The organism is Vreelandella alkaliphila (genome assembly GCF_016107625.1).
GTDB lineage: Bacteria > Pseudomonadota > Gammaproteobacteria > Pseudomonadales > Halomonadaceae > Vreelandella > Vreelandella alkaliphila.
This window is the reverse complement of record NZ_JABASV010000013.1, coordinates 25,495-47,807: the sequence shown is the minus strand read 5'-3', so window position 1 is coordinate 47,807 and position 22,313 is coordinate 25,495. Positions and strand designations below refer to the sequence as shown.

Annotated in this window: 21 protein-coding genes and 1 pseudogene; all 22 read left to right on the top strand. The window is 54.9% G+C overall.

Going from position 1 to position 22,313, the window contains the following annotated elements; all coding sequences use genetic code 11:
- The first annotated feature begins 165 nt into the window (after positions 1–165).
- The 22 genes and pseudogenes from glyA (at position 166) to JFC11_RS16340 (ending at position 22,270) form a co-directional block, all read left to right on the top strand.
- The gene (gene glyA / locus JFC11_RS16440) at positions 166–1,479 is read left to right on the top strand and encodes a serine hydroxymethyltransferase (protein WP_089039312.1); all 1,314 of its coding nucleotides are present in this window, start codon (positions 166–168) and stop codon (positions 1,477–1,479) included.
- A 47-nt stretch (positions 1,480–1,526) separates the two neighbouring features.
- Complete coding sequence (locus JFC11_RS16435) at positions 1,527–2,777, top strand: sarcosine oxidase subunit beta family protein (RefSeq protein WP_083000851.1); 1,251 nt, start codon at positions 1,527–1,529, stop codon at positions 2,775–2,777.
- 25 nt (positions 2,778–2,802) lie between these two features.
- Entirely contained in the window at positions 2,803–3,144 is a 342-nt protein-coding gene (locus tag JFC11_RS16430; RefSeq protein WP_038480866.1) for a sarcosine oxidase subunit delta, read from the top strand.
- A complete protein-coding gene (locus JFC11_RS16425) occupies positions 3,141–6,191 on the top strand; it encodes a sarcosine oxidase subunit alpha family protein (protein ID WP_198350085.1) in 3,051 nt (1,016 codons plus the stop codon). The genes JFC11_RS16430 and JFC11_RS16425 overlap by 4 nt, the downstream gene beginning before the upstream one ends.
- Positions 6,184–6,819 (top strand): sarcosine oxidase subunit gamma, encoded by a 636-nt coding sequence (locus tag JFC11_RS16420; RefSeq protein WP_193061701.1) that lies wholly within the window; start codon positions 6,184–6,186, stop codon positions 6,817–6,819. Before JFC11_RS16425 ends, JFC11_RS16420 begins: the two co-directional genes overlap by 8 nt.
- Positions 6,820–6,881: 62 nt before the next feature.
- A complete protein-coding gene (gene purU, locus JFC11_RS16415; protein ID WP_198350084.1) occupies positions 6,882–7,748 on the top strand; it encodes a formyltetrahydrofolate deformylase in 867 nt (288 codons plus the stop codon).
- A gap of 281 nt (positions 7,749–8,029) precedes the next feature.
- Positions 8,030–9,412 (top strand): L-serine ammonia-lyase, encoded by a 1,383-nt coding sequence (locus JFC11_RS16410; protein WP_198350083.1) that lies wholly within the window; start codon positions 8,030–8,032, stop codon positions 9,410–9,412.
- A 250-nt stretch (positions 9,413–9,662) separates the two neighbouring features.
- Complete coding sequence (locus JFC11_RS16405; protein ID WP_051626411.1) at positions 9,663–10,280, top strand: rhodanese-like domain-containing protein; 618 nt, start codon at positions 9,663–9,665, stop codon at positions 10,278–10,280.
- A 52-nt stretch (positions 10,281–10,332) separates the two neighbouring features.
- Entirely contained in the window at positions 10,333–10,788 is a 456-nt protein-coding gene (locus JFC11_RS16400; protein WP_198350082.1) for a DsrE family protein, read from the top strand.
- Between the two features lie 253 nt (positions 10,789–11,041).
- Positions 11,042–11,248, top strand: a pseudogene (locus JFC11_RS19125) (helix-turn-helix domain-containing protein); the annotation flags it as partial.
- A gap of 18 nt (positions 11,249–11,266) precedes the next feature.
- A complete protein-coding gene (locus tag JFC11_RS16395) occupies positions 11,267–11,974 on the top strand; it encodes a LysR substrate-binding domain-containing protein (RefSeq protein WP_232482948.1) in 708 nt (235 codons plus the stop codon).
- 223 nt (positions 11,975–12,197) lie between these two features.
- The gene (locus tag JFC11_RS16390; protein WP_198350080.1) at positions 12,198–13,664 is read left to right on the top strand and encodes a 2-hydroxymuconic semialdehyde dehydrogenase; all 1,467 of its coding nucleotides are present in this window, start codon (positions 12,198–12,200) and stop codon (positions 13,662–13,664) included.
- 14 nt (positions 13,665–13,678) lie between these two features.
- The gene (locus JFC11_RS16385; RefSeq protein ID WP_198350079.1) at positions 13,679–14,491 is read left to right on the top strand and encodes a 2-keto-4-pentenoate hydratase; all 813 of its coding nucleotides are present in this window, start codon (positions 13,679–13,681) and stop codon (positions 14,489–14,491) included.
- Between the two features lie 11 nt (positions 14,492–14,502).
- Positions 14,503–15,444, top strand: a complete 942-nt coding sequence (locus tag JFC11_RS16380; RefSeq protein ID WP_198350078.1) for an acetaldehyde dehydrogenase (acetylating) — start codon at positions 14,503–14,505, stop codon at positions 15,442–15,444.
- An 11-nt stretch (positions 15,445–15,455) separates the two neighbouring features.
- A complete protein-coding gene (dmpG, locus tag JFC11_RS16375; RefSeq protein WP_232482945.1) occupies positions 15,456–16,478 on the top strand; it encodes a 4-hydroxy-2-oxovalerate aldolase in 1,023 nt (340 codons plus the stop codon).
- Positions 16,475–17,242, top strand: a complete 768-nt coding sequence (locus JFC11_RS16370; protein WP_038480896.1) for a 2-keto-4-pentenoate hydratase — start codon at positions 16,475–16,477, stop codon at positions 17,240–17,242. Before dmpG ends, JFC11_RS16370 begins: the two co-directional genes overlap by 4 nt.
- Before the next feature lie 21 nt (positions 17,243–17,263).
- Positions 17,264–17,686, top strand: a complete 423-nt coding sequence (locus JFC11_RS16365; RefSeq protein ID WP_038480899.1) for a RidA family protein — start codon at positions 17,264–17,266, stop codon at positions 17,684–17,686.
- Between the two features lie 10 nt (positions 17,687–17,696).
- Positions 17,697–18,269: a 3-hydroxyanthranilate 3,4-dioxygenase gene (locus tag JFC11_RS16360; RefSeq protein ID WP_038480902.1), complete on the top strand. Its 573-nt coding sequence runs from the start codon at positions 17,697–17,699 to the stop codon at positions 18,267–18,269.
- Positions 18,266–19,252 carry an amidohydrolase family protein gene (locus tag JFC11_RS16355; protein ID WP_038480906.1) on the top strand — a complete coding sequence of 329 codons (987 nt, stop codon included), beginning with the start codon at positions 18,266–18,268 and terminating at the stop codon, positions 19,250–19,252. The genes JFC11_RS16360 and JFC11_RS16355 overlap by 4 nt, the downstream gene beginning before the upstream one ends.
- Positions 19,253–19,424: 172 nt before the next feature.
- The gene (locus JFC11_RS16350; protein ID WP_038480909.1) at positions 19,425–20,411 is read left to right on the top strand and encodes a TRAP transporter substrate-binding protein; all 987 of its coding nucleotides are present in this window, start codon (positions 19,425–19,427) and stop codon (positions 20,409–20,411) included.
- A gap of 54 nt (positions 20,412–20,465) precedes the next feature.
- Positions 20,466–21,014 carry a TRAP transporter small permease gene (locus JFC11_RS16345; protein WP_198350076.1) on the top strand — a complete coding sequence of 183 codons (549 nt, stop codon included), beginning with the start codon at positions 20,466–20,468 and terminating at the stop codon, positions 21,012–21,014.
- Positions 21,011–22,270: a TRAP transporter large permease gene (locus JFC11_RS16340; protein ID WP_198350075.1), complete on the top strand. Its 1,260-nt coding sequence runs from the start codon at positions 21,011–21,013 to the stop codon at positions 22,268–22,270. Before JFC11_RS16345 ends, JFC11_RS16340 begins: the two co-directional genes overlap by 4 nt.
- The last annotated feature ends 43 nt before the right edge of the window (positions 22,271–22,313 follow it).

Sequence of the window (22,313 nt, the reverse complement as noted above, 5' to 3'; positions counted from 1 at the left end):
GGGCTAGGAAACCAACGATAGTATCGCGGTAAGAAAACGTTGATAGGAACCTTGGTTGATAGTAACTCTGGTTAATAAAGACCCCGGTTGATAGGAACCTTGGTTTGTCAGCGTTAAAGAGAACGTCCAGCACTTAATAAAAAAGTCACTCATCAGGAGGCGATAATGCTTCAAAGTAATTTTTCCCCCAAAGCACGTTTGGCCAGTTACGACAGTTTGCTTGCAGAAGCAATTGCTGAAGAAACGGTACGCCAAGAAGCGCATATTGAGCTGATCGCCTCCGAAAATTACACCAGTCAACTTGTCATGGAAGCGCAGGGTACCCAACTGACTAACAAGTATGCGGAAGGCTATCCAGGCCGTCGCTACTACGGCGGTTGTGAATTCGTTGACAAGGTTGAGGCCTTAGCCATTGAGCGTGCCTGCAACTTATTTAGCGCCAATTATGCCAATGTGCAGCCGCATTCCGGCGCCCAGGCAAATGCCGCTGTGTTTATGGCGCTCGTCAAACCTGGCGATACTATTCTAGGTATGAGCCTTGCCCACGGCGGCCATTTAACCCACGGCGCCGCCCCTAACTTCTCGGGCAAACACTACAACGCTGTTCAGTACGGCCTCAAGCCGGAAACCGGTGAGATCGATTACGAAGAAGTTGAGCGTTTGGCCCGTGAGCATCAGCCGAAAATGATCATTGCCGGTTTCTCTGCCTACTCTCGCGTGGTGGATTGGCGTCGTTTCCGCACTATCGCTGATGAAGTGGGTGCTTACTTAATGGTCGACATGGCCCACGTTGCAGGTTTAGTGGCAGCTAACCTTTATCCGAGCCCGCTGCCTCATGCCCACGTCGTCACCACGACTACCCACAAAACACTGCGTGGCCCCCGCGGTGGCCTGATTCTGTCTGCGGATGGCGACGAGGCGCTCTACAAAAAGCTTAATGGTGCGGTCTTCCCAGGCCAGCAAGGTGGCCCATTGATGCATGTTATCGCGGCGAAAGCGGTGGCGTTCAAGGAAGCCATGAGCCAGGAGTTTGTGCGTTACCAGCAGCAGGTGATTGACAACGCCCAAGCCATGGCCAACGTATTCATGGAGCGTGGCTATGATGTTGTGTCGGGTGGTACCGAAGATCATCTTTTCTTAGTCTCGCTTATCCAGCAGGGCGTCACGGGTAAGGATGCGGATGCCGCATTGGGCCGCGCGCATATCACCGTTAATAAGAACACGGTGCCCAACGACCCGCAGAGCCCCTTCGTGACATCGGGTCTACGTATTGGTACCCCCGCGGTCACCACGCGTGGCTTCAATGCCCAAGAGTGTGGCGAACTAGCTGGCTGGATTTGCGACATCCTAGACGTATTAGCTGCTGGGAGTGATACCGCTGCCATCGAGGCCGAGGTGCTGGCTAAAGTGAGTGACGTGTGTGCCCGGCACCCTGTCTATGCTGAAGCTGTCGCTGAAGCCGTCGAATCTATTGCTTGAATCGGCTTGCCGGCAAGGCCCGGCGCGGCTGAACTAAGGAGACCATTATGCAACGCTATTCCGGCTTCGGCCTGGTCAAGCACGCGCTGAGCCACCATGAAAACTGGGAGCGCCAATGGCGCAATCCCACGCCTAAGAAGCAGTACGATGTGATCATCGTCGGTGGTGGTGGCCACGGTTTGGCCACGGCTTACTACTTGGCCAAAGAGTTCGGTGTCAAGAATGTCGCGGTGATCGAGAAGGGCTGGTTGGGCGGTGGTAATACCGCCCGTAATACGACCATCGTGCGTTCGAACTACTTATGGGACGAATCGGCAGCCCTTTACGAACATGCCATGAAGCTGTGGGAAGGGCTTTCTCAAGACCTTAACTACAACGTCATGTTTTCCCAGCGAGGGGTGCTCAACCTGGGGCATACCTTGCAGGATATGCGCGATATCCAGCGCCGGGTTAACGCGAATCGCCTAAACGGCATTGATGGCGAAGTGCTGGACACCAAAGGTGTGCAGGCGCTGGTGCCAATCATGGACTGTTCCAAGAATGCTCGCTACCCAGTGATGGGCGCTTCCTGGCAGCCGCGTGCTGGGGTAGCGCGGCATGATGCTGTGGCCTGGGGCTATGCGCGCGGTGCTGATGCTCACGGGGTAGACATTCTCCAGCAGACCGAAGTTACCGGCTTCAAAATCCGTGACGGTAGGATCTACGGTGTGCACACCAACCGTGGCGATATCGAAGCCAAGACAGTGGGCTGTGTGACCGCCGGTAATTCTGGCGTGTTGGCCAATATGGGCGGCTTTCAGTTGCCTTTGGAATCCCACCCGCTACAAGCCTTGGTCTCCGAGCCGATCAAACCGATTCTCGATACCGTGGTGATGTCTAATCACGTGCATGGCTATATCAGTCAGTCTGATAAAGGCGACCTAGTCATCGGCGCTGGCATTGACGGCTATAACGGCTATGGTCAGCGCGGTAGCTATCCTACCGTGGAACACACCCTTCAGGCGATCGTCGAGATGTTCCCGATCTTCTCTCGGGTGCGTATGAATCGTCAGTGGGGCGGTATTGTCGATACCTGTCCGGATGCCTGTCCGATTATCTCTAAAACACCGGTGAAGGGGTTGTTCTTCAACTGTGGTTGGGGCACGGGTGGCTTCAAAGCTACTCCAGGATCGGGTCACGTGTTCGCTGCCAGCTTGGCTAAGGGTGAAATGCACCCCATTGCTGAGCCGTTCTCCATGTTCCGCTTCCATAGCGGTGCGCTGATTGATGAGCACGGCGCCGCCGGCGTGGCCCACTAGGGTAAATACGAGAGGAGTATCCGCCATGTTTTATATCTATTGCCCCTACTGCGGCGAGCACCGTGAGGAAGAGGAGTTTCACCCCAAGGGCCAGGCGCATATTGAGCGACCCAAAGAGCCCGAGGCGTGTAGCGATGAAGAGTGGGGGAACTACCTTTTCTTCCGCAACAATCCCAGAGGGGTGCATCACGAAATGTGGGTGCATGCGGTGGGTTGCCGCAAGTTCTTCAACGTGACGCGCCACACGGTGAGCTACGAGATTCTTGAGACCTACAAAATGGGCGAGCAGCCGACGATTACCGCCGACAGCCAAAAGCAGCCTCGCGAGGCGGCAGCGGTAAGCCATCAAGAAGGAGTGCGGGCATGAGTCAGTCTAAGCAACAAGTGTTCCGCCTAAAGACAGGTGGCCGAATCGATCGCTCTCGCACGTTGAGCTTTACCTTTAACGGTCAGCGTTACCAAGGGCACCCTGGAGATACCCTGGCCTCGGCGCTGTTGGCTAACGGCGTGGATATCGTTAACCGCAGTTTCAAGTATTCGCGCCCCCGAGGAATCGTCGCCGCAGGCGCCGAAGAACCCAATGCCATTGTTCAATTAGGCAGTACCGAAGCGGCACAGGTACCCAATGTTCGCGCTACCCAGCAAGCACTGTTTGATGGATTAGCCGCCTGTAGCACCAACGGTTGGCCTAATGTACAGCGCGACTTGATGGGCTTGATAGGCAAGTTAGGTGGGCAATTTATGCCGCCGGGCTTCTACTACAAGACGTTTATGGCACCGGCGTCGATGTGGCTGACCTACGAAAAGTACATTCGTAAGGCGGCAGGCCTGGGCCGCAGCCCTATGGAAGCCGATCCAGATAGCTATGACCACCTTCATCAACACTGCGATGTGCTGGTCGTTGGCGCTGGCGCTGCTGGCTTGTCTGCAGCATTGGCTGCTGCCCGTGGCGGTGCGCGGGTGATCGTTGCCGATGAGCAAGAAGAGATGGGCGGATCACTGTTGGGTAGCCGCGAAACTCTGGATGGCAAGTCGGCAGACCAGTGGGTTGCTCGAGTGCTTGAAGAGCTAGCCGGATGTGAGAACGTCACACTGCTGCCACGCACCACGGCTAACGGCTATCACGATCACAATTTTGTGACACTGCACGAGCGGCGTACTGAGCATCTGGGCGAAACGGCGCCTGTCGTCAATGGCCGCCGACCGGTACGTTCCCGTATGCATCGAGTTCGCGCTGGTCAGGTGATCCTAGCCACAGGCGCTCACGAGCGACCATTGGTGTATGCGGGAAATGACGTTCCAGGCAACCTATTGGCAAGCGCTGTTTCTACCTACATTCGACGCTATGGTGTCGTGCCAGGCCGCCAACTGGTGCTCTCCACCAGCAACGACGATGGCTATCGCGCCGCCTTAGACTGGAAGGAAGCAGGCTGCGAGGTGGTGGCGGTTGTTGATGCCCGCGAAGCGCCTGCAGGGGATTGGGTCGATGCCGCCCGCGCCCAAGGTATCAAGATCATCACCGGCAGTGCCGTTATCGAGGCGAAAGGCAGCAACCGAGTCACTGCCGCTCGGGTGGCCAAGATCGATATTGGCGCTTACCGAGTCAGCGGCCCAGTCCAGGAGTTGGCCTGCGACACTATTGCTAGCTCAGGTGGTTATAGTCCGGTCATCCACTTGGCTTCCCATACTGGCGCGCGGCCTACTTGGCGTGACGATATCCTCGGCTTTGTGCCAGGGCTAGTGAAGGGCGTTCATGCCTGCGGTGGCGCTAATGGCACCTATGCGTTGGGAGACGTACTTGCCGAGGGTGTTGAGGCTGGTGTTAAAGCAGCAGCAGCCACAGGCCACGCGGCTCAGCCGGTTAACCTGCCTAGCGTTGAACGCCTCCAGCAGGGGCCTGCGGTGGCACTTTTTCAGATTCCCCATGAGAAATCCACGCTGCGCGGGCCGAAGCAATTCGTCGACCTGCAGAACGACGTCACTGCGGCGGGCATCGAACTGGCTACCCGGGAAGGCTTTGAGTCTATCGAACATATTAAGCGCTATACCGCGATGGGCTTCGGTACCGATCAAGGCAAGTTGGGCAATATTAACGGTATGGCCATTGCAGCTCGCTGCCTGAATCGTTCCATCCCCGAGGTGGGCACCACGGTATTTCGGCCAAATTATACGCCGGTGACCTTTGGCGCTATCGTGGGTCGTCACTGCCGTGATCTGTTCGATCCCGAGCGCTATACCGCTCTTCATCAGTGGCACGTTGAGCGCGGCGCCGAGTTTGAGGATGTCGGTCAGTGGAAGCGTCCCTGGTACTACCCACAGAAGGTGAATGGCAAGACCGAGACCATGCACGAAGCGGTAGCCCGGGAATGTTTAGCGGTGCGCGAGAAAGTGGGTATTCTCGATGCTTCGACGCTTGGCAAGATCGACATTCAAGGGCCGGATGCGCGTGAATTTCTGGCGCGTGTCTATACCAACAAGTGGGAGAAGCTGGCGGTTGGTAAGTGCCGTTATGGCTTGATGTGCAAAGATGATGGCATGGTCACCGATGACGGTGTAACCAGCTGTCTTGCTGAGAATCACTTTTTGATGACCACCACCACCGGTGGTGCAGCAGCGATATTGGAATGGTTGGAGTTATGGCATCAGACCGAGTGGCCAGAACTGGATGTCTACTTCTCTTCAGTGACTGACCACTGGGCCACCATGACGATCACTGGCCCCGAAGCGCGCAAGCTGCTGGCTGAGATGACGGATATCGATCTCGACCGCGATAGCTTTAAGTTTATGGAGTGGCGTGCGGGGAAAGTGGCCGGGGTGCCTGCGCGTGTCTATCGAATCTCTTTTACCGGTGAGTTGACCTTTGAGATTAACGTTCAAGCCAACTACGCCATGCACGTGTGGCAGACCCTGTTCAAGCATGGCGAGAAGTATGGCTTAACGCCCTATGGCACAGAGACCATGCACGTCCTGCGCGCTGAAAAAGGCTTTATTATCGTTGGCCAAGAAACCGACGGCTCGGTGACGCCGGAAGACCTGGGTATGCAGTGGTGTGTAGGTTACGACAAGCCTTTCTCTTGGATTGGCAAGCGAGCCTTGACGCGAACGGATACCAAGCGCGAAAACCGCAAGCAGCTGGTGGGTCTCAAACCGAAGGATCCAACGGTGGTGCTGGAGGAGGGGGCCCAGATTGTGTTTGATCCCAAGCATGCGATCCCAATGCCCATGGTGGGGCATGTGACCTCAAGCTACTACAGCCCAACTCTGGACTCTGGATTTGCCTTAGCGGTGGTTAAGGGCGGCCTCAAGAAAATGGGCGAAACCGTCTATTTGCCTATGGCAGACGGCCAAGTTCACGAAGCTGAAATCGTCAGCACCGTTTTTTATGATCCCAAGGGAGAGCGCCAAAATGTCTAATGCGGCCACTTTCGATACCCGTACTGATACCGCTATCCCGGTAGAGTCTCCGTTAGCCTTTAGCTACCGTCATAGCGGCGCTCCTCGTGCTGGTAGTTCAAGTCGGGTTCAGCTACGCGAGCGGGCAATGCTTGGGCATCTGATCTTACGAGGCGGTGCCATCGTTCTCGATGAGGCGGTGCGCGACGTGCTGGGGATTAGTCTGCCTGGCAAGCCCCAGGCGCTAGTGCAGGATGCCAGCGGCGAGCGGTCCATTCAGTGGCTTTCTCCTGACGAGTGGCTGGTGATTGTGCCTAGCGGTGAGGAGTTCCCGCTAGAGACGCAGTTGCGGGAGCGTTTGGGGGACTCCCATTACGCCATCAGCGATGTCAGCGGTGGGCAGACGGTGTTAGAGATTACCGGAGAGGCGGCCCGCGAGCTGTTGATGAAAGCGGTGATCTACGACGTTCATCCCCGCCATTTTCCCGTGGGCAAAGGCGTTACTACCGTTTTCGCCAAGGCCACGACCATCCTTCGTCGGCCCAGTGAGGAGCGTTGGGAGTTAGTCGTGCGGCGCAGTTTTGCCGACTACTGCTACCGCTGGCTACTGGATGCAGCAGCAGAGTATGGCGTGAACGTAGAACAATAAGCAGGCAGGCCGAAACGCTGTTTCGGCCGCTATCTTCTGCCGCTAACAGAGATACATGCATTATGAGCCGAATGAGTGATACCTGGATACTTGCCGCCCAATGCCCAAGCCGTTTGGGAACGGTGGACGTCGTCACGCGCTTTTTAAAAGAGCAGCAGTGCTATATCACTGAACTCAACTCTTTCGATGACCGGCTTGGCGGACGCTTTTTCATTCGTGCCGAGTTTCGTCCAGAGCGAGACGACTTCCATGAAGAGCGCTTCCACGCCGATTTTACAGCGCGGGCAGGCGAATTCGACATGCAGTTTGAGCTGACGGCGCCGGGCAAACGCACAGGCACCGTGATTATGGTCTCCAAGGCCGATCACTGCTTGAATGATCTGCTCTACCGTTATCGGACGGGCCAGCTTCCGCTGGATATCAAAGCGGTGATTTCCAACCATCCTGATCTGGAGCCATTGGCAGCATGGCACGATTTGCCCTATCACTACCTGCCGATCACGCCCGAGACGAAATTGCAGCAGGAAGCGCAGATACGCGAAATCATCGCGGATACTGACGCTGAGCTGGTGGTGCTGGCAAGGTATATGCAGGTACTTTCCCCCTCAATGTGTGAACTATTAGCCGGCCGAGCTATCAATATTCATCACTCTCTACTGCCCGGTTTTAAAGGCGCTAAGCCTTACCATCAGGCATACGAAAAAGGAGTTAAGTTGGTGGGGGCAACGGCGCATTATATTAATAATGACCTTGATGAAGGGCCAATTATTGCTCAAGGGGTCGAGCCAGTGGATCACACCCACTATCCAGAGGATCTGGTTGCCAAGGGAAGGGATATCGAGTGCCTGACGCTGGCTAGAGCGATTAGCTATCACTTGGAACGTCGTGTGTTCTTTTATTCAGGCCGCACGGTGGTTTTTGGTAACTAATGCTTTTTATCTAATTCTACTGTTAGTAAACGCAAACAGTTCGAACACGCTTTTATAGTTGGGTTGCTGTCGCTGCTAAGCTTTTTCCAGAGCGATATGTAACCCCTTGTTATGTGTGAGAGGTTATGTGTAATAAGTCGTGCTTAAAAGTATTATTTTATAAATATAAAGATATCTTCAATAAAAGTTAGATTGATTTTATTTGTTAATACATAAATAACTTATTGAAATTTTCAGGCATCGCCTGATTTTCCCCTGTTTATACGTCAAGAGGTGCTCCAATGCCTATCAGTGCTTTCGACCTTTTTAAGATTGGAGTAGGCCCCTCCAGTTCCCATACCGTCGGGCCCATGCAGGCCGCTTTTAAGTATGTTACATCACTACGCGACGCCGACCTTTTTGATGAAGTGGCCCATCTAGACGTTCATCTTTATGGCTCACTGTCAGCGACGGGGGTAGGGCACGCAACGGATCACGCGATTATTATGGGGCTGATGGGTGAGCGCCCCGACACGATTGACCCTTTGATTATTGGGCCATCTATTGCGTCGCTTAAAGAGAGTCAGTTATTAGAACTTGGACGCCAAAAAACAATCGCTTTTGATTGGAATCGCGATATTTATTTCCATGAAGAGAGTTTGCCTCATCATCCTAATGCCATGCGGCTTGCTGCCTTCACACATCAAGGTGAATTGCTGCATGAAAATATCTACTACTCGGTGGGGGGCGGTTTTGTTGTTGAACAAGCCCAGGTAGATATGCCGTTAGAGGACTTTGATGGGGCAACTATTCCCTACAACTTCGATACAGCTGAAGAGCTGCTAGCATTATGTAAAAAAGAGCAGCTGAGTATTAGCCGCTTAATGCTAGAGAATGAGAAAGTGTGGAGGACAGAAGATGAGGTTAGAAATGAGCTATGGCGAATCTGGCAAGTCATGTGTGAATGCATCGACAATGGATTAACCCATGAAGGGATATTGCCGGGTGGGTTAAACGTAAAACGCAGAGCTAAGCTGCTTCACCAGCGGCTTTTAGCGGCTGAACAGAATGATTGCCTAATCGCATCGACGTTTTCAGCAATGGAGTGGGTGAATATTTTTGCCCTTGCGGTTAATGAAGAGAATGCCGCAGGAGGGCGCATGGTCACGGCGCCCACCAACGGTGCTGCGGGCATTATTCCTGCCGTCTTGCACTACTACATGAAATTTCAGCCCAACGCCTGCGAGAAAAACGTTGTGGATTTTCTACTAGCGGCAGGTGCGATTGGCATTCTCTGTAAGAAGAACGCGTCGATATCCGGGGCGGAAGTGGGCTGCCAAGGGGAAGTTGGCTCGGCGTGCGCCATGGCGGCAGCTGGCTTAGCGGATGTGATGGGAGGAACGCCCGAGCAAGTAGAGCATGCGGCCGAAATCGGCCTGGAACACAATTTAGGATTAACCTGCGACCCGGTGGGAGGGCTGGTTCAAGTGCCGTGTATCGAGCGCAACGCTATTGCCACCGTAAAAGCCATTAATGCAGCGCAAATGGCGTTGCATGGTGATGGTACTCACTTTATATCGTTGGATAAGGTCATTCGTACTATGCGCGATACGGGGAGAGATATGCTTGATAAATATAAGGAAACATCTAAAGGTGGATTGGCCGTTAATGCTATTGAATGTTAATCGCTATTGTATCCGGCAGGCTAGTTAAACCATCAGTCGTTTGGGGGCGTTGTTTTAACGCCACTGAATGCTTAAAAGCGAACTGCTTCGTTTAGGCACAACGAAGGCTGTTAGCGATGGTGTCTGGCATTGTTACGTCAAGGCTAGCTAACAGTCTCCTACTTCTGGCTAGTGACAAAACGCCGCAGGTAGTTCTGCACCTTTCCAGCTATATTAAGTCCATAGAGTTATTTCTTTAGAGGATTTTGTTATGTCTGGAGTTGCAAGCTATTTTGCTGAGCTTCCGTACCGTAATTCTGCCCTTGCCGCCTTGATGGCACTGAGCATGAGTGTAATCACCGTCGCTCAGGCTGAAGATACGCCCTCTTATCGAGAAACGCAGTTGGGCTTGTATGTGACCGCTCGCGAAGCCTATGACCTGCTACAGCAAGAAGACGATGCATTGTTGATTGATGTGCGTGATCCCGTCGAAATTAAATTCACCGGTTTTGCAGAACCCACTGATATCCATGTGCCATGGGTACTAACGGACACGACTCAGTTCGATGCTGATAGCAAAACATGGCCAACGGTTCGTAACGCCAATTTTGCCGAACAAATCCGTGCCGCGCTCGAGGCGCATCAAGCAAATGACGATACTCCGATCATCGTAATGTGCCGCTCTGGAGCAACCCGCAGCGCACCCGCTGCAGATCTGATCGCAGAGATGGGATTTTCGCAGGTGTATTCGGTTAGCGATGGCTTTGAAGGGGGTACGCTTGCTGAAGGTGACTCAAAAGGTGTGAGGGCGCGTGATGGGTGGCGTAATTCGGGATTGCCCTGGAGTTATGACGTTAATCCTGACACCGCTTGGTATGAGTCGGAATAGCGCAGAAAAGCATTTAAAGCAACAAATCGCACAGATTGATAAGGAGATAACGATGCATAAAACATTAGTAATGGCCGGTGTGTTGGCTTTAGTACCGATGGTGGCTAGCGCAGATAACCACGATGCCGAAAGCGATAAAGCGTTAATGATTCTGACCAGCGACGCAGTACAGACGCAATCAATGGCAATGATATTAGGCAATGCGATGCGTCAGCAGGGCACGGATCTACATATCTTGCTGTGTGACGCCGCGGGTGATCTTGCGGTAGATGGCTATGAAAGTGAAGCAGCGGTCAATACCCCGCCCAGTAACCCTGCAGGGCAGGTTAAACCTGAAGGTATGTTGAAAATGTTGATGGGTGAAGGCGTCAGTGTCGATGTATGTGCCATCTACTTACCTAACACCGATTACACCCAAGAAGATCTACTTGAAGGCGTTGGTGTTGCGGCGCCAGGCCCCATGGCAGAAATGATGCGCGATCCCGCCATTCCTGTATTCAGCTTCTAAAACGTTAGTGCCATGCTGGCAGTATGAAGCCGCTACTTTTTAGTAGCGGCTTTTCTGTGGATTGGAGCGCCGCATCATGAGCTTTCCTTCTTGCCGTTAGTAGGGTGTACTTACAGTCATCCACTTTTTGAGTGGTTGCTCCCTGGAAACGTGACTGGTTCTAACGCTGGCAGCGCTGTTCTGCACTACGTGATCTATTCCATGGAGTTTTGCTCACCTAAAGATTGCCAACCACTCGGTATGCCATAAAGCTATGAAATACACAGATTCCTCTATTACACGTAAGTTGAAATTTCATCAGCTAATGGTCTTTGAGCAGGTGGTTTTAAGCGGCTCAATGCTACGAGCTTCCCAGATGCTCAATTTGACACAGCCAGCCGTTAGCAAAGTGATACATGACTTAGAAGTATATTTTGACAGCCCGCTACTCGTCAGGGGGAACCGTGGGGTCGTTCCCACTGAGTTAGGTGAGCTTGTTTTGAAACGTGCAAAGCTGCTGATGGCAGAGCTGCGCAGCTTGACAGACGAAGTGAATGCTTTTCAGGAGGGGACCAGTGGTCATGTCGTCGTCGGCACGTTGATTTCGGCGTCAGTTTCCTTGCTTCCAAAAGCAATCCGATTGCTTAAGCAAAGAGCACCCAGCGTCATGGTGTCTTTACGTGTCGGTCAGATGGATCAACTGTTTCCTGCAGTGGAAGTGGGCGACGTTGACTTGGTGGTTGGACGTGTTCCTGATGACTGGCGTTGGCGAGATGAGGCTAATAGTCTTACGGTGGAAACCCTCTACAGTGAAGAGTTATGCATTGTCGCCGGTGCGAAACATCCCCTGCACGAAAGCCAATCGTTAACCCTTGAGAAGTTACATCCCTTTCCATGGGTCCTGCCTACTCGAGAGTCATTACTAAGACGTACTGCCGATAAACTTTTTGCCGAAGAGGGTTTGACCGTTCCCTCCAATGTTGTCGAGTCTTTATCCATTCTGACGAATTTAACCTTGATGCAAGATCAAGAAACCGTTGCTTTGATGCCTTACGAGGCGGCTTCGCCTTTCGCAGAGGCGGGGCTACTCAAGGTTTTTAAGCTCGGAAAGTCGCTGGCTTTTGGCGATATCGGTTGCTTTTCCGCTTCTGGTCGAGAGCTAGGCCCTGCCGCAAAACTGTTTCGTGAATGCCTCAAGGAGGCGTGACTTCAGTGCATTTTTGCGCTCAGAGTTCTACGGCTATGAGTTTACAACGCTTATATAACCAGGTGCCCTTTTTGGATTGGCGGCTTGATGGGGAGGGGCCGGGCGCTGACAGGGTCAGGTATTCTTTTTTTAAATACCTGATGGGTTTTTATTGATTATGCAATGATACCTGCCCTGCCTACACTCTTCCGAAATGAATTAAAACAACGTTTCGGAGACAACCGTGTCGACCATAGCCCCCCAGCTTCTCAATTATGTCGGCGGTGAATTTCTTGCCACCGAACAGACTTTCCCCAATATCTCACCCATCGATGGCCGTTTGCTGAGTCAGGTCTGCGAAGCCGACGAAGCTTTGGTGGGGCGCGCCGTTAGTGCCGCCAAAGCCGCCCAATCTGGCCCTTGGGCCCGCACCAGTGCCAGTGAACGAGCCGATGTGCTGATGCGTATCGCCGCGGGTATCGAGCGCCGTTTTGAAGAATTTGTGGCCGCAGAGGTGGCCGACACCGGTCGCCCGGTGGAACAGGCTCGCCGTCTGGATATCGCGCGTGGTGTGCACAACTTCCGCACTTTTGCCGAGCTTATCCGCCAGTCTGGCGGCGATTACTTCGAGATGCGTGCTCCCGATGGCAGTGATGTGTTCAGCTACTCGGTGCGTAAACCTCATGGTGTGGTTGCGATTATCTCCCCCTGGAACCTACCGATGCTGTTGCTTACCTGGAAGGTGGCACCCGCCTTGGCTTGCGGTAACTCGGTAGTGGTTAAGCCCTCTGAAGAATCTCCCTCCACAGCTACTCTGTTGGCCGAAGTGATTCATGACGCAGGGCTGCCCGAAGGCGTATTCAACCTGATCCATGGCTTTGGCCCAGGCTCCGCCGGTGAGTTTTTGACCAAACACCCCGACGTAGACGCTATCACCTTTACCGGTGAGTCTCGCACCGGCAGTGAAATCATGAAGGTGGCCGCCGAGGGTGTTCGTGACGTTTCCTTCGAATTGGGCGGCAAGAATGCCGCCGTGGTCTTTGCTGACTGTGATTTTGAGGCGGCGGTGGCTGGCGTGGCCCGCTCCAGTTTCACCAATGCCGGTCAGGTGTGCCTCTGCTCCGAACGAGTCTATGTAGAGCGTCCTATTTTTGAGCGTTTCGTGGCCGCTCTCAAAGAGAAAGCCGAAGGGCTCAAAATCGGCTATCCGGATGAGCCCGGTATTGATATGGGGTCAATGATCTCTCGCCAGCATCGCGAGAAGGTACTCAGCTACTTTGAATTAGCTCGGGAAGAGGGCGCCACTGTGGTGACTGGCGGCGAAGTGCCAACGTTTGGCGATGCTCGCGATCAGGGGGCTTATGTACGGCCAACTATCTGGACCGGCCTGGCCGACGATGCTCGCTGTGTCCAGGAGGAGGTCTTTGGGCCTGTCTGCCATATCGCCCCCTTCGACCGTGAGGATGAGGTGATCGAGCGGGTTAACAATACCGTTTATGGCCTGGCAACAGCGCTTTGGACCCAGGATCTGGGCCGTGCCCACCGAGTTTCTCGTCAGTTCCATGTGGGCATGGTATGGGTCAATACCTGGTTCCTGCGCGACTTGCGCACGCCCTTCGGAGGAGCGCGGCTTTCTGGCCTTGGACGCGAGGGCGGCCGCCACTCCCTCGATTTTTATTCCGAACTGACCACCATCTGCGTTAACCCGTGAGCGAGGAGATTGCTATGCATACTGCCCTGATCGAGGCCGCAGAGCGCCTCAGCCAAGCCCAGGCGACAGGACAGCCCTGTAAGCCGGTGCGTGAGCTGATTGCCCGTGCCCAGGTGGAGGAGAACGCCGCTGACCCGGTGGCCTTAGCCTACGCCGTCCAACAGCACAACACTCGCCTAGCCCGGGAGCAGGGGCGCCGCCAAGTGGGCTTTAAGGTAGGGCTTACTTCTCGCTCCGTACAGCAGCAGTTAGGGGTTAATCAGCCTGATTTCGGAGTGCTTTTCGCCGATATGGCGGTGGGTGACGGTCAGCCTATCGCAGTGGATGCCGTGCTTCAGCCCAAAGTGGAAGCGGAGATCGCTCTGGTGCTGGCGCATGACCTGGATCACGAGCGCCATACCTTAGCGGATCTGATTCGGGCTACCGCCTTCGCTTTACCTGCCATTGAGGTGGTGGGGAGTCGCATCGCTAAATGGGATATCCGCCTTGAGGACACCATCGCCGACAACGCCTCATCGGGCTGCTTTGTACTCGGCAGCCGTCCAGTGACGCTGGAGGTTCTCGACTTAGTGCGTTGCGGTATGAAGATGACCTTGCGCGGTGAGCCAGTGTCAGTGGGTGCGGGGGCTGCCTGTCTCGACAATCCCTTGAATGCCGCCGTATGGCTGGCCGATACCATGGCCAGCTTCGGGGAGCCGTTGCGCGCTGGTGACATTCTGCTCACCGGTGCTCTTGGCCCCATGGTGCCCGCAGCAGCAGGCGATATCTTTCACGCCGAAATACAAGGCCTGGGTGGTGTGACCGCTGCTTTCGCCAAGCCACAATGAGAGAAAAGATCATGAGCAAAAAAGTCAAAGTGGCCATCATTGGCTCCGGCAATATCGGCACCGATCTGATGATTAAAATTCTGCGGCACGGCCAGTACCTTGAAATGGGAGCCATGGTGGGAATTGATCCGGCCTCAGACGGTTTGGCGCGCGCCCAGCGCTTCGGCGTCCCTACGACTGCCGAGGGAATTGATGGTCTGCTGGCTATGGAGAATGTTGACGACATCAAAATTGTCTTTGACGCCACTTCTGCTGGCGCCCATAAGCGTCACAACGAGATGCTACAAGATCGCGGTATCAACGTCATCGACCTGACCCCGGCAGCCATTGGTCCCTATGTGATTCCGTCGATCAATATGGATGAGCATCTGGATGCCCCGAATATCAATATGGTTACGTGTGGCGGTCAGGCCACCATCCCTATGGTAGCGGCAGTTGCCCAGGTTGCCAGAGTGCACTACGGCGAGATTGTCGCCTCTATTTCCAGCAAGTCTGCTGGCCCGGGTACCCGCGCCAATATTGATGAATTTACCGAGACCACCTCCCAGGCCATCGAATCCTGTGGCGGTGCTGCCAAGGGTAAGGCAATCATCGTACTCAATCCTGCCGAGCCTCCATTGATCATGCGCGATAGCGTTTTCGTACTCTCTGAGGAGGCAGACAGAAACGCCATTGAAGCCTCTATCAATGCAATGGTGGCTGCGGTGCAAGCTTATGTGCCGGGCTATCGCCTTAAACAGCAGGTGCAGTTCGAGTCAGTGCCCGTGGAGCGTCCGGTTAACTTACCCGGCCTAGGCCTAACTCACGGTCTCAAGACCTCGATCTTCCTGGAGGTTGAAGGGGCTGCTCACTATTTACCCGCCTATGCCGGCAATCTAGACATTATGACCTCTGCTGCGAAGAGCTGTGCTGAGCGCCTCGCTGAAACCCGCTTGCTGGCCGCCATTGCCTGAGGAGCTTCATGATGAACAAGAAACTTTATATCTCTGATGTGACCTTGCGTGATGGCAGTCATGCAGTGCGTCATCAGTACAGCATTGAGGATGTCCAGCAAATTGCCCGCGCGCTCGACGCAGCTAAAGTGGACTCTATTGAAGTCGCCCATGGTGACGGTTTGCAAGGATCCAGCTTCAACTACGGCTTTGGAGCCCACAGTGACCTGGAGTGGATTGACGCAGTGGCCGAGGTGGTCGAGCATGCCATGATCACCACCCTGTTGTTGCCTGGAATTGGCACCGTACATGACCTAGACGCCGCCTATGCTGCTGGTGCCCGGGGGGCTCGGATTGCTACCCACTGCACCGAAGCGGATGTCTCTCGTCAGCATATCGAGCATGCTCGCAAGCTTGGTATGGATACCGTGGGCTTTTTAATGATGAGCCACATGCAGACGCCCGAGGGGCTGGCCGAGCAGGGGAGGCTGATGGAGTCCTTCGGTGCCCAGACCATTTACGTGGTGGATTCTGGCGGCGCCCTGACTATGGATGGTGTGCGCGATCGCGTAAGCGCCATGAAAGCAGTGCTTAATCCAGCGACTCAACTAGGCATCCATGCCCATCATAACCTGAGTCTCGGCGTGGCTAACTCTATGGCTGCAGTGGAAGCAGGCTGTGACCGGATCGACGCCAGCCTTGCAGGCATGGGGGCCGGCGCTGGCAATGCTCCCTTGGAAGTCTTCATTGCCGCTGCCGAACGCATGGGCTGGAATCACGGCACTGACCTCTACACCTTGATAGACGCCGCCGACGATATAGTGCGACCGCTGCAGGACCGTCCAGTGCGGGTAGATCGCGAGACCCTGGCGTTAGGTTATGCGGGCGTTTATTCCAGTTTTCTGCGCCACGCAGAGGCTGCCGCCGAGCGTTATGGTTTGAAAACGATTGATATTTTAGTGGAGCTGGGCCGCCGCAAGATGGTGGGTGGCCAGGAAGATATGATCGTCGACGTGGCGCTGGATCTTCTGGCTAAACAGGGAGAGCCCGCATGAGCATCAATATTTCCACCATCGCCACGGCACTGGATCAGGCTGCTCGACATGCCGAACCACTGGCTCAGTTCAGCACCCATACGCCTTTTTCTTTGGCGCAGGCCTACGAGATCCAGCGCGTCTCCATGCAGCGCCGCTACGCAGACGGCGAGCGCAGCATTGGTATCAAGTTGGGCTTCACTAGCCGCGCCAAAATGCAGCAAATGGGTGTGGACAGCCTGATCTGGGGCTGGCTTACCGATGCCATGCTGGAAGAGGACGGTGGCGAAGTGGCGCTGTCGCGTTATATCCACCCTCGTGCCGAGCCGGAAGTGTGCTTCCTGGTTGGTCGCGCTATCGACCGCCCACTGACCCTATTGGAGGCTGCCGAGCATATTGAGGCAGTCGCGCCGGCCATCGAGATTATCGACTCCCGCTATGAGGCGTTCAAATTTAGTCTTGAAGACGTGGTGGCAGACAACTGCTCCTCCTCTGGCTTGGTGGTGGGGCCCTGGTCCCGGAACCTCTCGGGCCTGGACAACGCCGGAGTGCTGATGCGCCTGGATGGTCAACTGGCGCAGGTCGGCTCCACCGCCGCGATTCTCGGTAATCCGCTGCGCAGCGTGGCTGAGGCCTCCAAGTTGGTTAGCGAGGCGGGACTCAGCCTGCCCGCTGGCAGCCTGATCATGGCCGGAGCCGCCACCGCCGCTGAAGCGTTGCGCCCAGGCGTCCACGTCAGTGTAGAAATTGCCGGTTTCGGTGAATCCGCGTTCACCTGCCGCTAATTCAATAGCAAGGAGCATGTCATGCATACCAGCCGTGCCACCCTGGTTGAGGGTAAGGCCAAACCCCGGGGCGCCTTTCCTCATATCAAACGCGCCGGAGACTTTTTGTTCGTCTCTGGTACCAGCTCGCGTCGCCCAGATAACAGTTTCGAAGGCGTCGACGTCGATGAGATGGGGACCACTCAGCTTGATATTCGCGCTCAGACGCGGGCAGTGATTGAGAATATTCGCGACATCCTTGCTAGCGAAGGAGCGCGCCTGGCTAACGTGGTGGAGATCAGCACCTTCCTGGTCGATATGAACGATTTTGGCGGCTACAACGCCGTTTATGCCGAATATTTTGACGAGCAGGGCCCGACCCGGACGACGGTGGCCGTGCATCAGCTCCCCCATCCCCATTTGCGTATCGAGATCAAAGCGATCGCTTACGCCCCAACTCAGTGAGGTGACTTCCATGGATAAGCATCACTACAGCGCACCGCTCAATTTTAATCGCTGGATTGAAGAGCATGCCCATCTGCTCAAGCCGCCGGTAGGCAATCAGCAGGTCTGGAAAGACAGCGATTATATGATCACCGTGGTGGGTGGCCCCAACCAGCGAACCGACTTCCACGATGACCCGGTAGAAGAGTTCTTCTACCAGTTCAAGGGCAATGCCTACCTGAACATTTGGAACGATGGTCGCTATGAGCGAATTGATCTCAAGGAAGGAGATATCTATCTGATGGCCCCTCATGTGATTCATTCCCCTCAGCGTCCAGAGCCCGGCAGTCTCTGCATGGTTATCGAAAAGACTCGGCCCCAGGGGCTGCATGACGCGCTGCAATGGTCCTGCGCGCGCTGTGGCAACCTCATCAAGCGCTACGAAATGCAGCTGGAGAGCATCGTCACGGACTTGCCGCCGGTTTACGAGCGTTTCTATGCCACGAGTGAGGAGGAGCGTCGTTGCAGCAACTGTGGCGAAATTCATCCCGGACGTGACTGGGAAACCTGGCATCGCATGCTCAGCGAGGTGCACGGTCAATGAAAATTGATATTCACTCTCATTTCATGCCGCGGATCAGTCAGGCCGAAGCGGCACAGCTTGATCCCGAGCGAGCGCCTTGGCTGAAAACCGAGGGGCGTAGTGGCCAGATCATGGTCGGTGATAAGCCTTTCCGGCCGGTCAACGATCTCCTCTGGGATGCTGAGCAGCGTCTGGGTTATCTGGACGAACAGGGCCTCGACGTGCAGATCATGTGTGCCACGCCGGTGATGTTCGGCTACGACCAACCGGTGAGTCGAGCGATGCCCTGGGCTCGGCTAATGAATGATAAAGCCCTTGAGATGACAGTCACGGCACCTGATCGCCTAAAGGTTCTCGCCCAGGTTCCGTTGCAGGACATTGATGCTGCCTGCCGGGAAGCGAGCCGCGCCAAGGAGGATGGCCACTTAGGTGTGCAGATTGGCAACCATGTCGGCCCTAAAGATCTGGACGAGGAGGGCTTGGTTACCTTTCTGCAGCACTGTGCCGCGGAGGATATACCGCTGCTTGTGCACCCTTGGGACATGATGACCGATGGGCGCATGAAAAAGTGGATGCTGCCCTGGCTGGTGGCAATGCCGGCGGAGACCCAACTGGGGATTCTGTCACTGATCCTGTCCGGCGCCTTTGAGCGTATCCCTACGTCGCTAAAACTCTGCTTTGCCCATGGGGGTGGTGGCTTTGCTTATTTGCTGGGGCGGGCCGACAACGCTTGGCGCCATCGCGACATCGTGCGCGAAGACTGTCCTAGCCTGCCCTCCAGCTATGTAAAACGCTTCTATGTGGACTCGGCGGTTTTCGATGATGGCGCGCTGAGTTTGCTAGTCGACGTGATGGGCAGTGATCGGGTGATGCTCGGTTCGGATGCTCCTTTCCCCCTGGGAGAGCAGTCTATTGGCGCAGGCGTTAGTGAACACCCAACACTGGCGGCAGAGGATAAGTCGCGAATCCTTGCCGGTAATGCCCGCGACTTTTTTGGAATTTAGCGCCCGTACAGAAAGCGCATACGCCTCAGGTATTCCATAAATCAATATCTGAGGTGGAATGGTTGATTTATAAATAATAGCTGCCCTGGCTAGACTTCTTAAGCATCCACCTGCCGCGTTTGGGATAGATCCAGGCGTGATTCTAACAACATAAAAAAGCTGAGATATCCTCATGAATAACGTCAACAAACTGGTATCTGCTACCTTTGCCATTGGCCTGACCATGGTTTCCTGGAGCGCTCAGGCGCGGGATTTTCGCTTGGGCATGATTACGCCGCCTTCCCATCTTTGGACGCAAGCAGCCGAAGCCTTTGGCGATGATCTGGCCGCTGCTAGTGGCGGTGAGCATAGCGTTAGCGTCTTTCCTTCTCAGCAGTTGGGAAACGAGGCACAAATGGTGCAGCAGCTGCAAGCGGGATCGCTGGATATGGCCTTTCTAACCATTGCCGAAATGTCTAACCGAGCGCCTGACTTTGGCGCTCTCTATGCACCCTACCTGGTAGAGGATGTGGCACATGCCGCGCGCCTGCTTCGCTCCGATACCGCAACCGACCTGCTTGAACTACTGCCAGCCCAAACGGGATTAGTCGGCATTGGCTATGGCATGTCCGGCATGCGTCAAATCCTCAGCCGTAATAGCATCGACTCGCCTGAGAATCTCGAGGGACTGCGACTGCGCATCACCCCCTTCGAGCCGATTCGTGACTTCTACTTAGCGGCTGGAACAGCGCCAACACCGCTGCCCTTACCGGATGTTTACGACGCTCTGGCAAACGGTCAAGTAGATGCCATCGATATGGATTTCGAGGCTATCGAGGCACTTAAATTCTATGATCAGGCAGAGCATCTGCTGATCTCCAACCACATGATGTTTCCGATGGTAGGGGTAGTGTCTGGGCGCGTCTGGCGTGAGCTTGAAGAAACCGATCGGGAACTGATTAGAACCACTATGCAAGAGCACCTGAGCGGCGTCATTGACAGCGTGTTAGAGCGTGAGCCAGCACAGGAAGCCTCGCTACGCGAGCAAGACATCCGCGTGGTCGAGGTTGACCAAAGCTTCTTCCAGGAGGCTGTTGAGCGGTGGGAGGGTATCTGGGCTGATAAGGCTCCGGTCCTATTGGAGCTGCGTGAAACGGCTGCTCAGCTGAAGGCTGAGTAATTCTTCTTGACGTGTTAATAAGTGCCCCAGGGTAGACTGGGGTTGGAGCCATCTATGCTCAAGCAAATTTCCCATGGACTGGCTCGGCTCGAGGTCGCTGTCGCGGCGCTGCTGGCGGCAGCTGTCACCGGGCTGATTCTGCTCAATATCGTGACCCGGACGCTAGGCAGCCCGCTCTATTGGGTCGAAGAACTGGCCATTCATGCCATGGTATGGATGACTTTTTTGACTACCTCGGTAGTGCTCAAGCGCCGCGAAGGCATCGCGGTGACACTACTCACTGATTCGCTTCCACTCCGGTTTCAGGTGCTTTCCCGACTCACAGTAGATGCCATTGTGTTGTTGTTTGCCGCACTGATGCTGTGGCTGTGCTGGCGCTGGTATGACCCACTAACATTATGGAGGGTAGGCTTCGATACCAGTGCCTTCCAGGCGGAAAGCTTTAATTTCATCTACTCCGAGCGAACTAGAACCCTAGGGCTGCCCAAATACTTGTCTTGGCTCTGTATACCGGTCTTCTCGATCTCGCTGGGACTGCACGGGCTGGTTAACTTGATCGACAGCCTGAAGGGGCTGTTGTCTGGAAAAAGGAGTCTGGCATGACGCTCGCCGTATTTACCTTATTGCTACTGGGAGCGGTACCGATTGCTCTGGTGCTGGCGTTAACCGCTGCTTGGTATATCGTCGCTTCCGGCAACACCCTGCTGTTCGTTTCTTATCCCCAACAGTTATTCGGTGCCATCGAGCACTATGGTTTGCTAGCGATTCCACTCTTTATGCTGGCAGGTGAGCTGATGAATGAAGGAGGTTTAACTCGGCGGCTAATAGATCTGGCGCGAATCCTTGTCGGTGGCTTCCGCGGGGGGCTGGTGTATATCAACCTGGTGGCCAATATGATGATGGCGGCCATTGTTGGCTCGGCGGCTTCGCAGATCGCCATCATGTCACGGGCCATGGTGCCTGCCATGGAGCAGGAGGGTTACGACAAACCTTTTAGCGCCGCGATTACCGCTGCAGGTGGGCTGATGTCACCGATTATCCCTCCATCAATGCTCTTCGTGCTATATGGAGTAATCGCCCAGGTGCCCATCGCCGATATGTTCGTCGCTGGCATTTTGCCTGGTTTGTTGATGGGGCTACTGTTCTTTATTGCCATCACTGTCATCGGCTTAGTGGAACAGTATCCCAAAGGTGACTGGCCAAGTCGTGACCAAGCGCGCGCTTACCTGCTGATGGGAGTGCCGGCGATGTCGATTCCGCTGATCATCATCGGTGGCATCCTAAGCGGTTTGGCCACACCTACCGAGTCGGCAGCCCTCGCTTCCCTGGCGGCCCTACTGATTGGCCGCTATGTCTACCGCGACCTAACTTTCGCGCGCTTACCCGATATTCTGCGGCGTACGGCCTTTAATGCTGGCCTGGTGATTATGTTGATCGCTGCTGCCGGTGTCTTCGGCTGGGTGATCATCTATGAGCAACTGCCGCAGATGGCTGCCGCTTGGATCGCCTCACTGACCACGGATCCCTTTATTTTTCTGCTGCTGGTAATCGGTGTGCTATTGCTAGTGGGAATGATCATCGACGGTATCGCTGCGCTCATCCTGGTAGTGCCGATTCTGTTACCTATCGCCACCCAGCAGTTTGATATCGCCCCCTACCAGTTCGGCGTGGTGGTTTCCTTGACCCTGGTGCTGGGGCTTCTGACGCCGCCGGTAGGGGCGGGGCTGTTTATTAGTTCCTCCATGACCGGCGTGCCACCGATGCAGATCTTTCGTGCGCTATTACCGTTCTTGGCGATGAGCTTAATCGCGCTGGTACTCCTGGCCTGGCAGCCCTGGCTGACCCTGGCGCTGCTCTGAAATCCGCTAGCACTCATTGCCAACGCCTACTAAAAACACAACG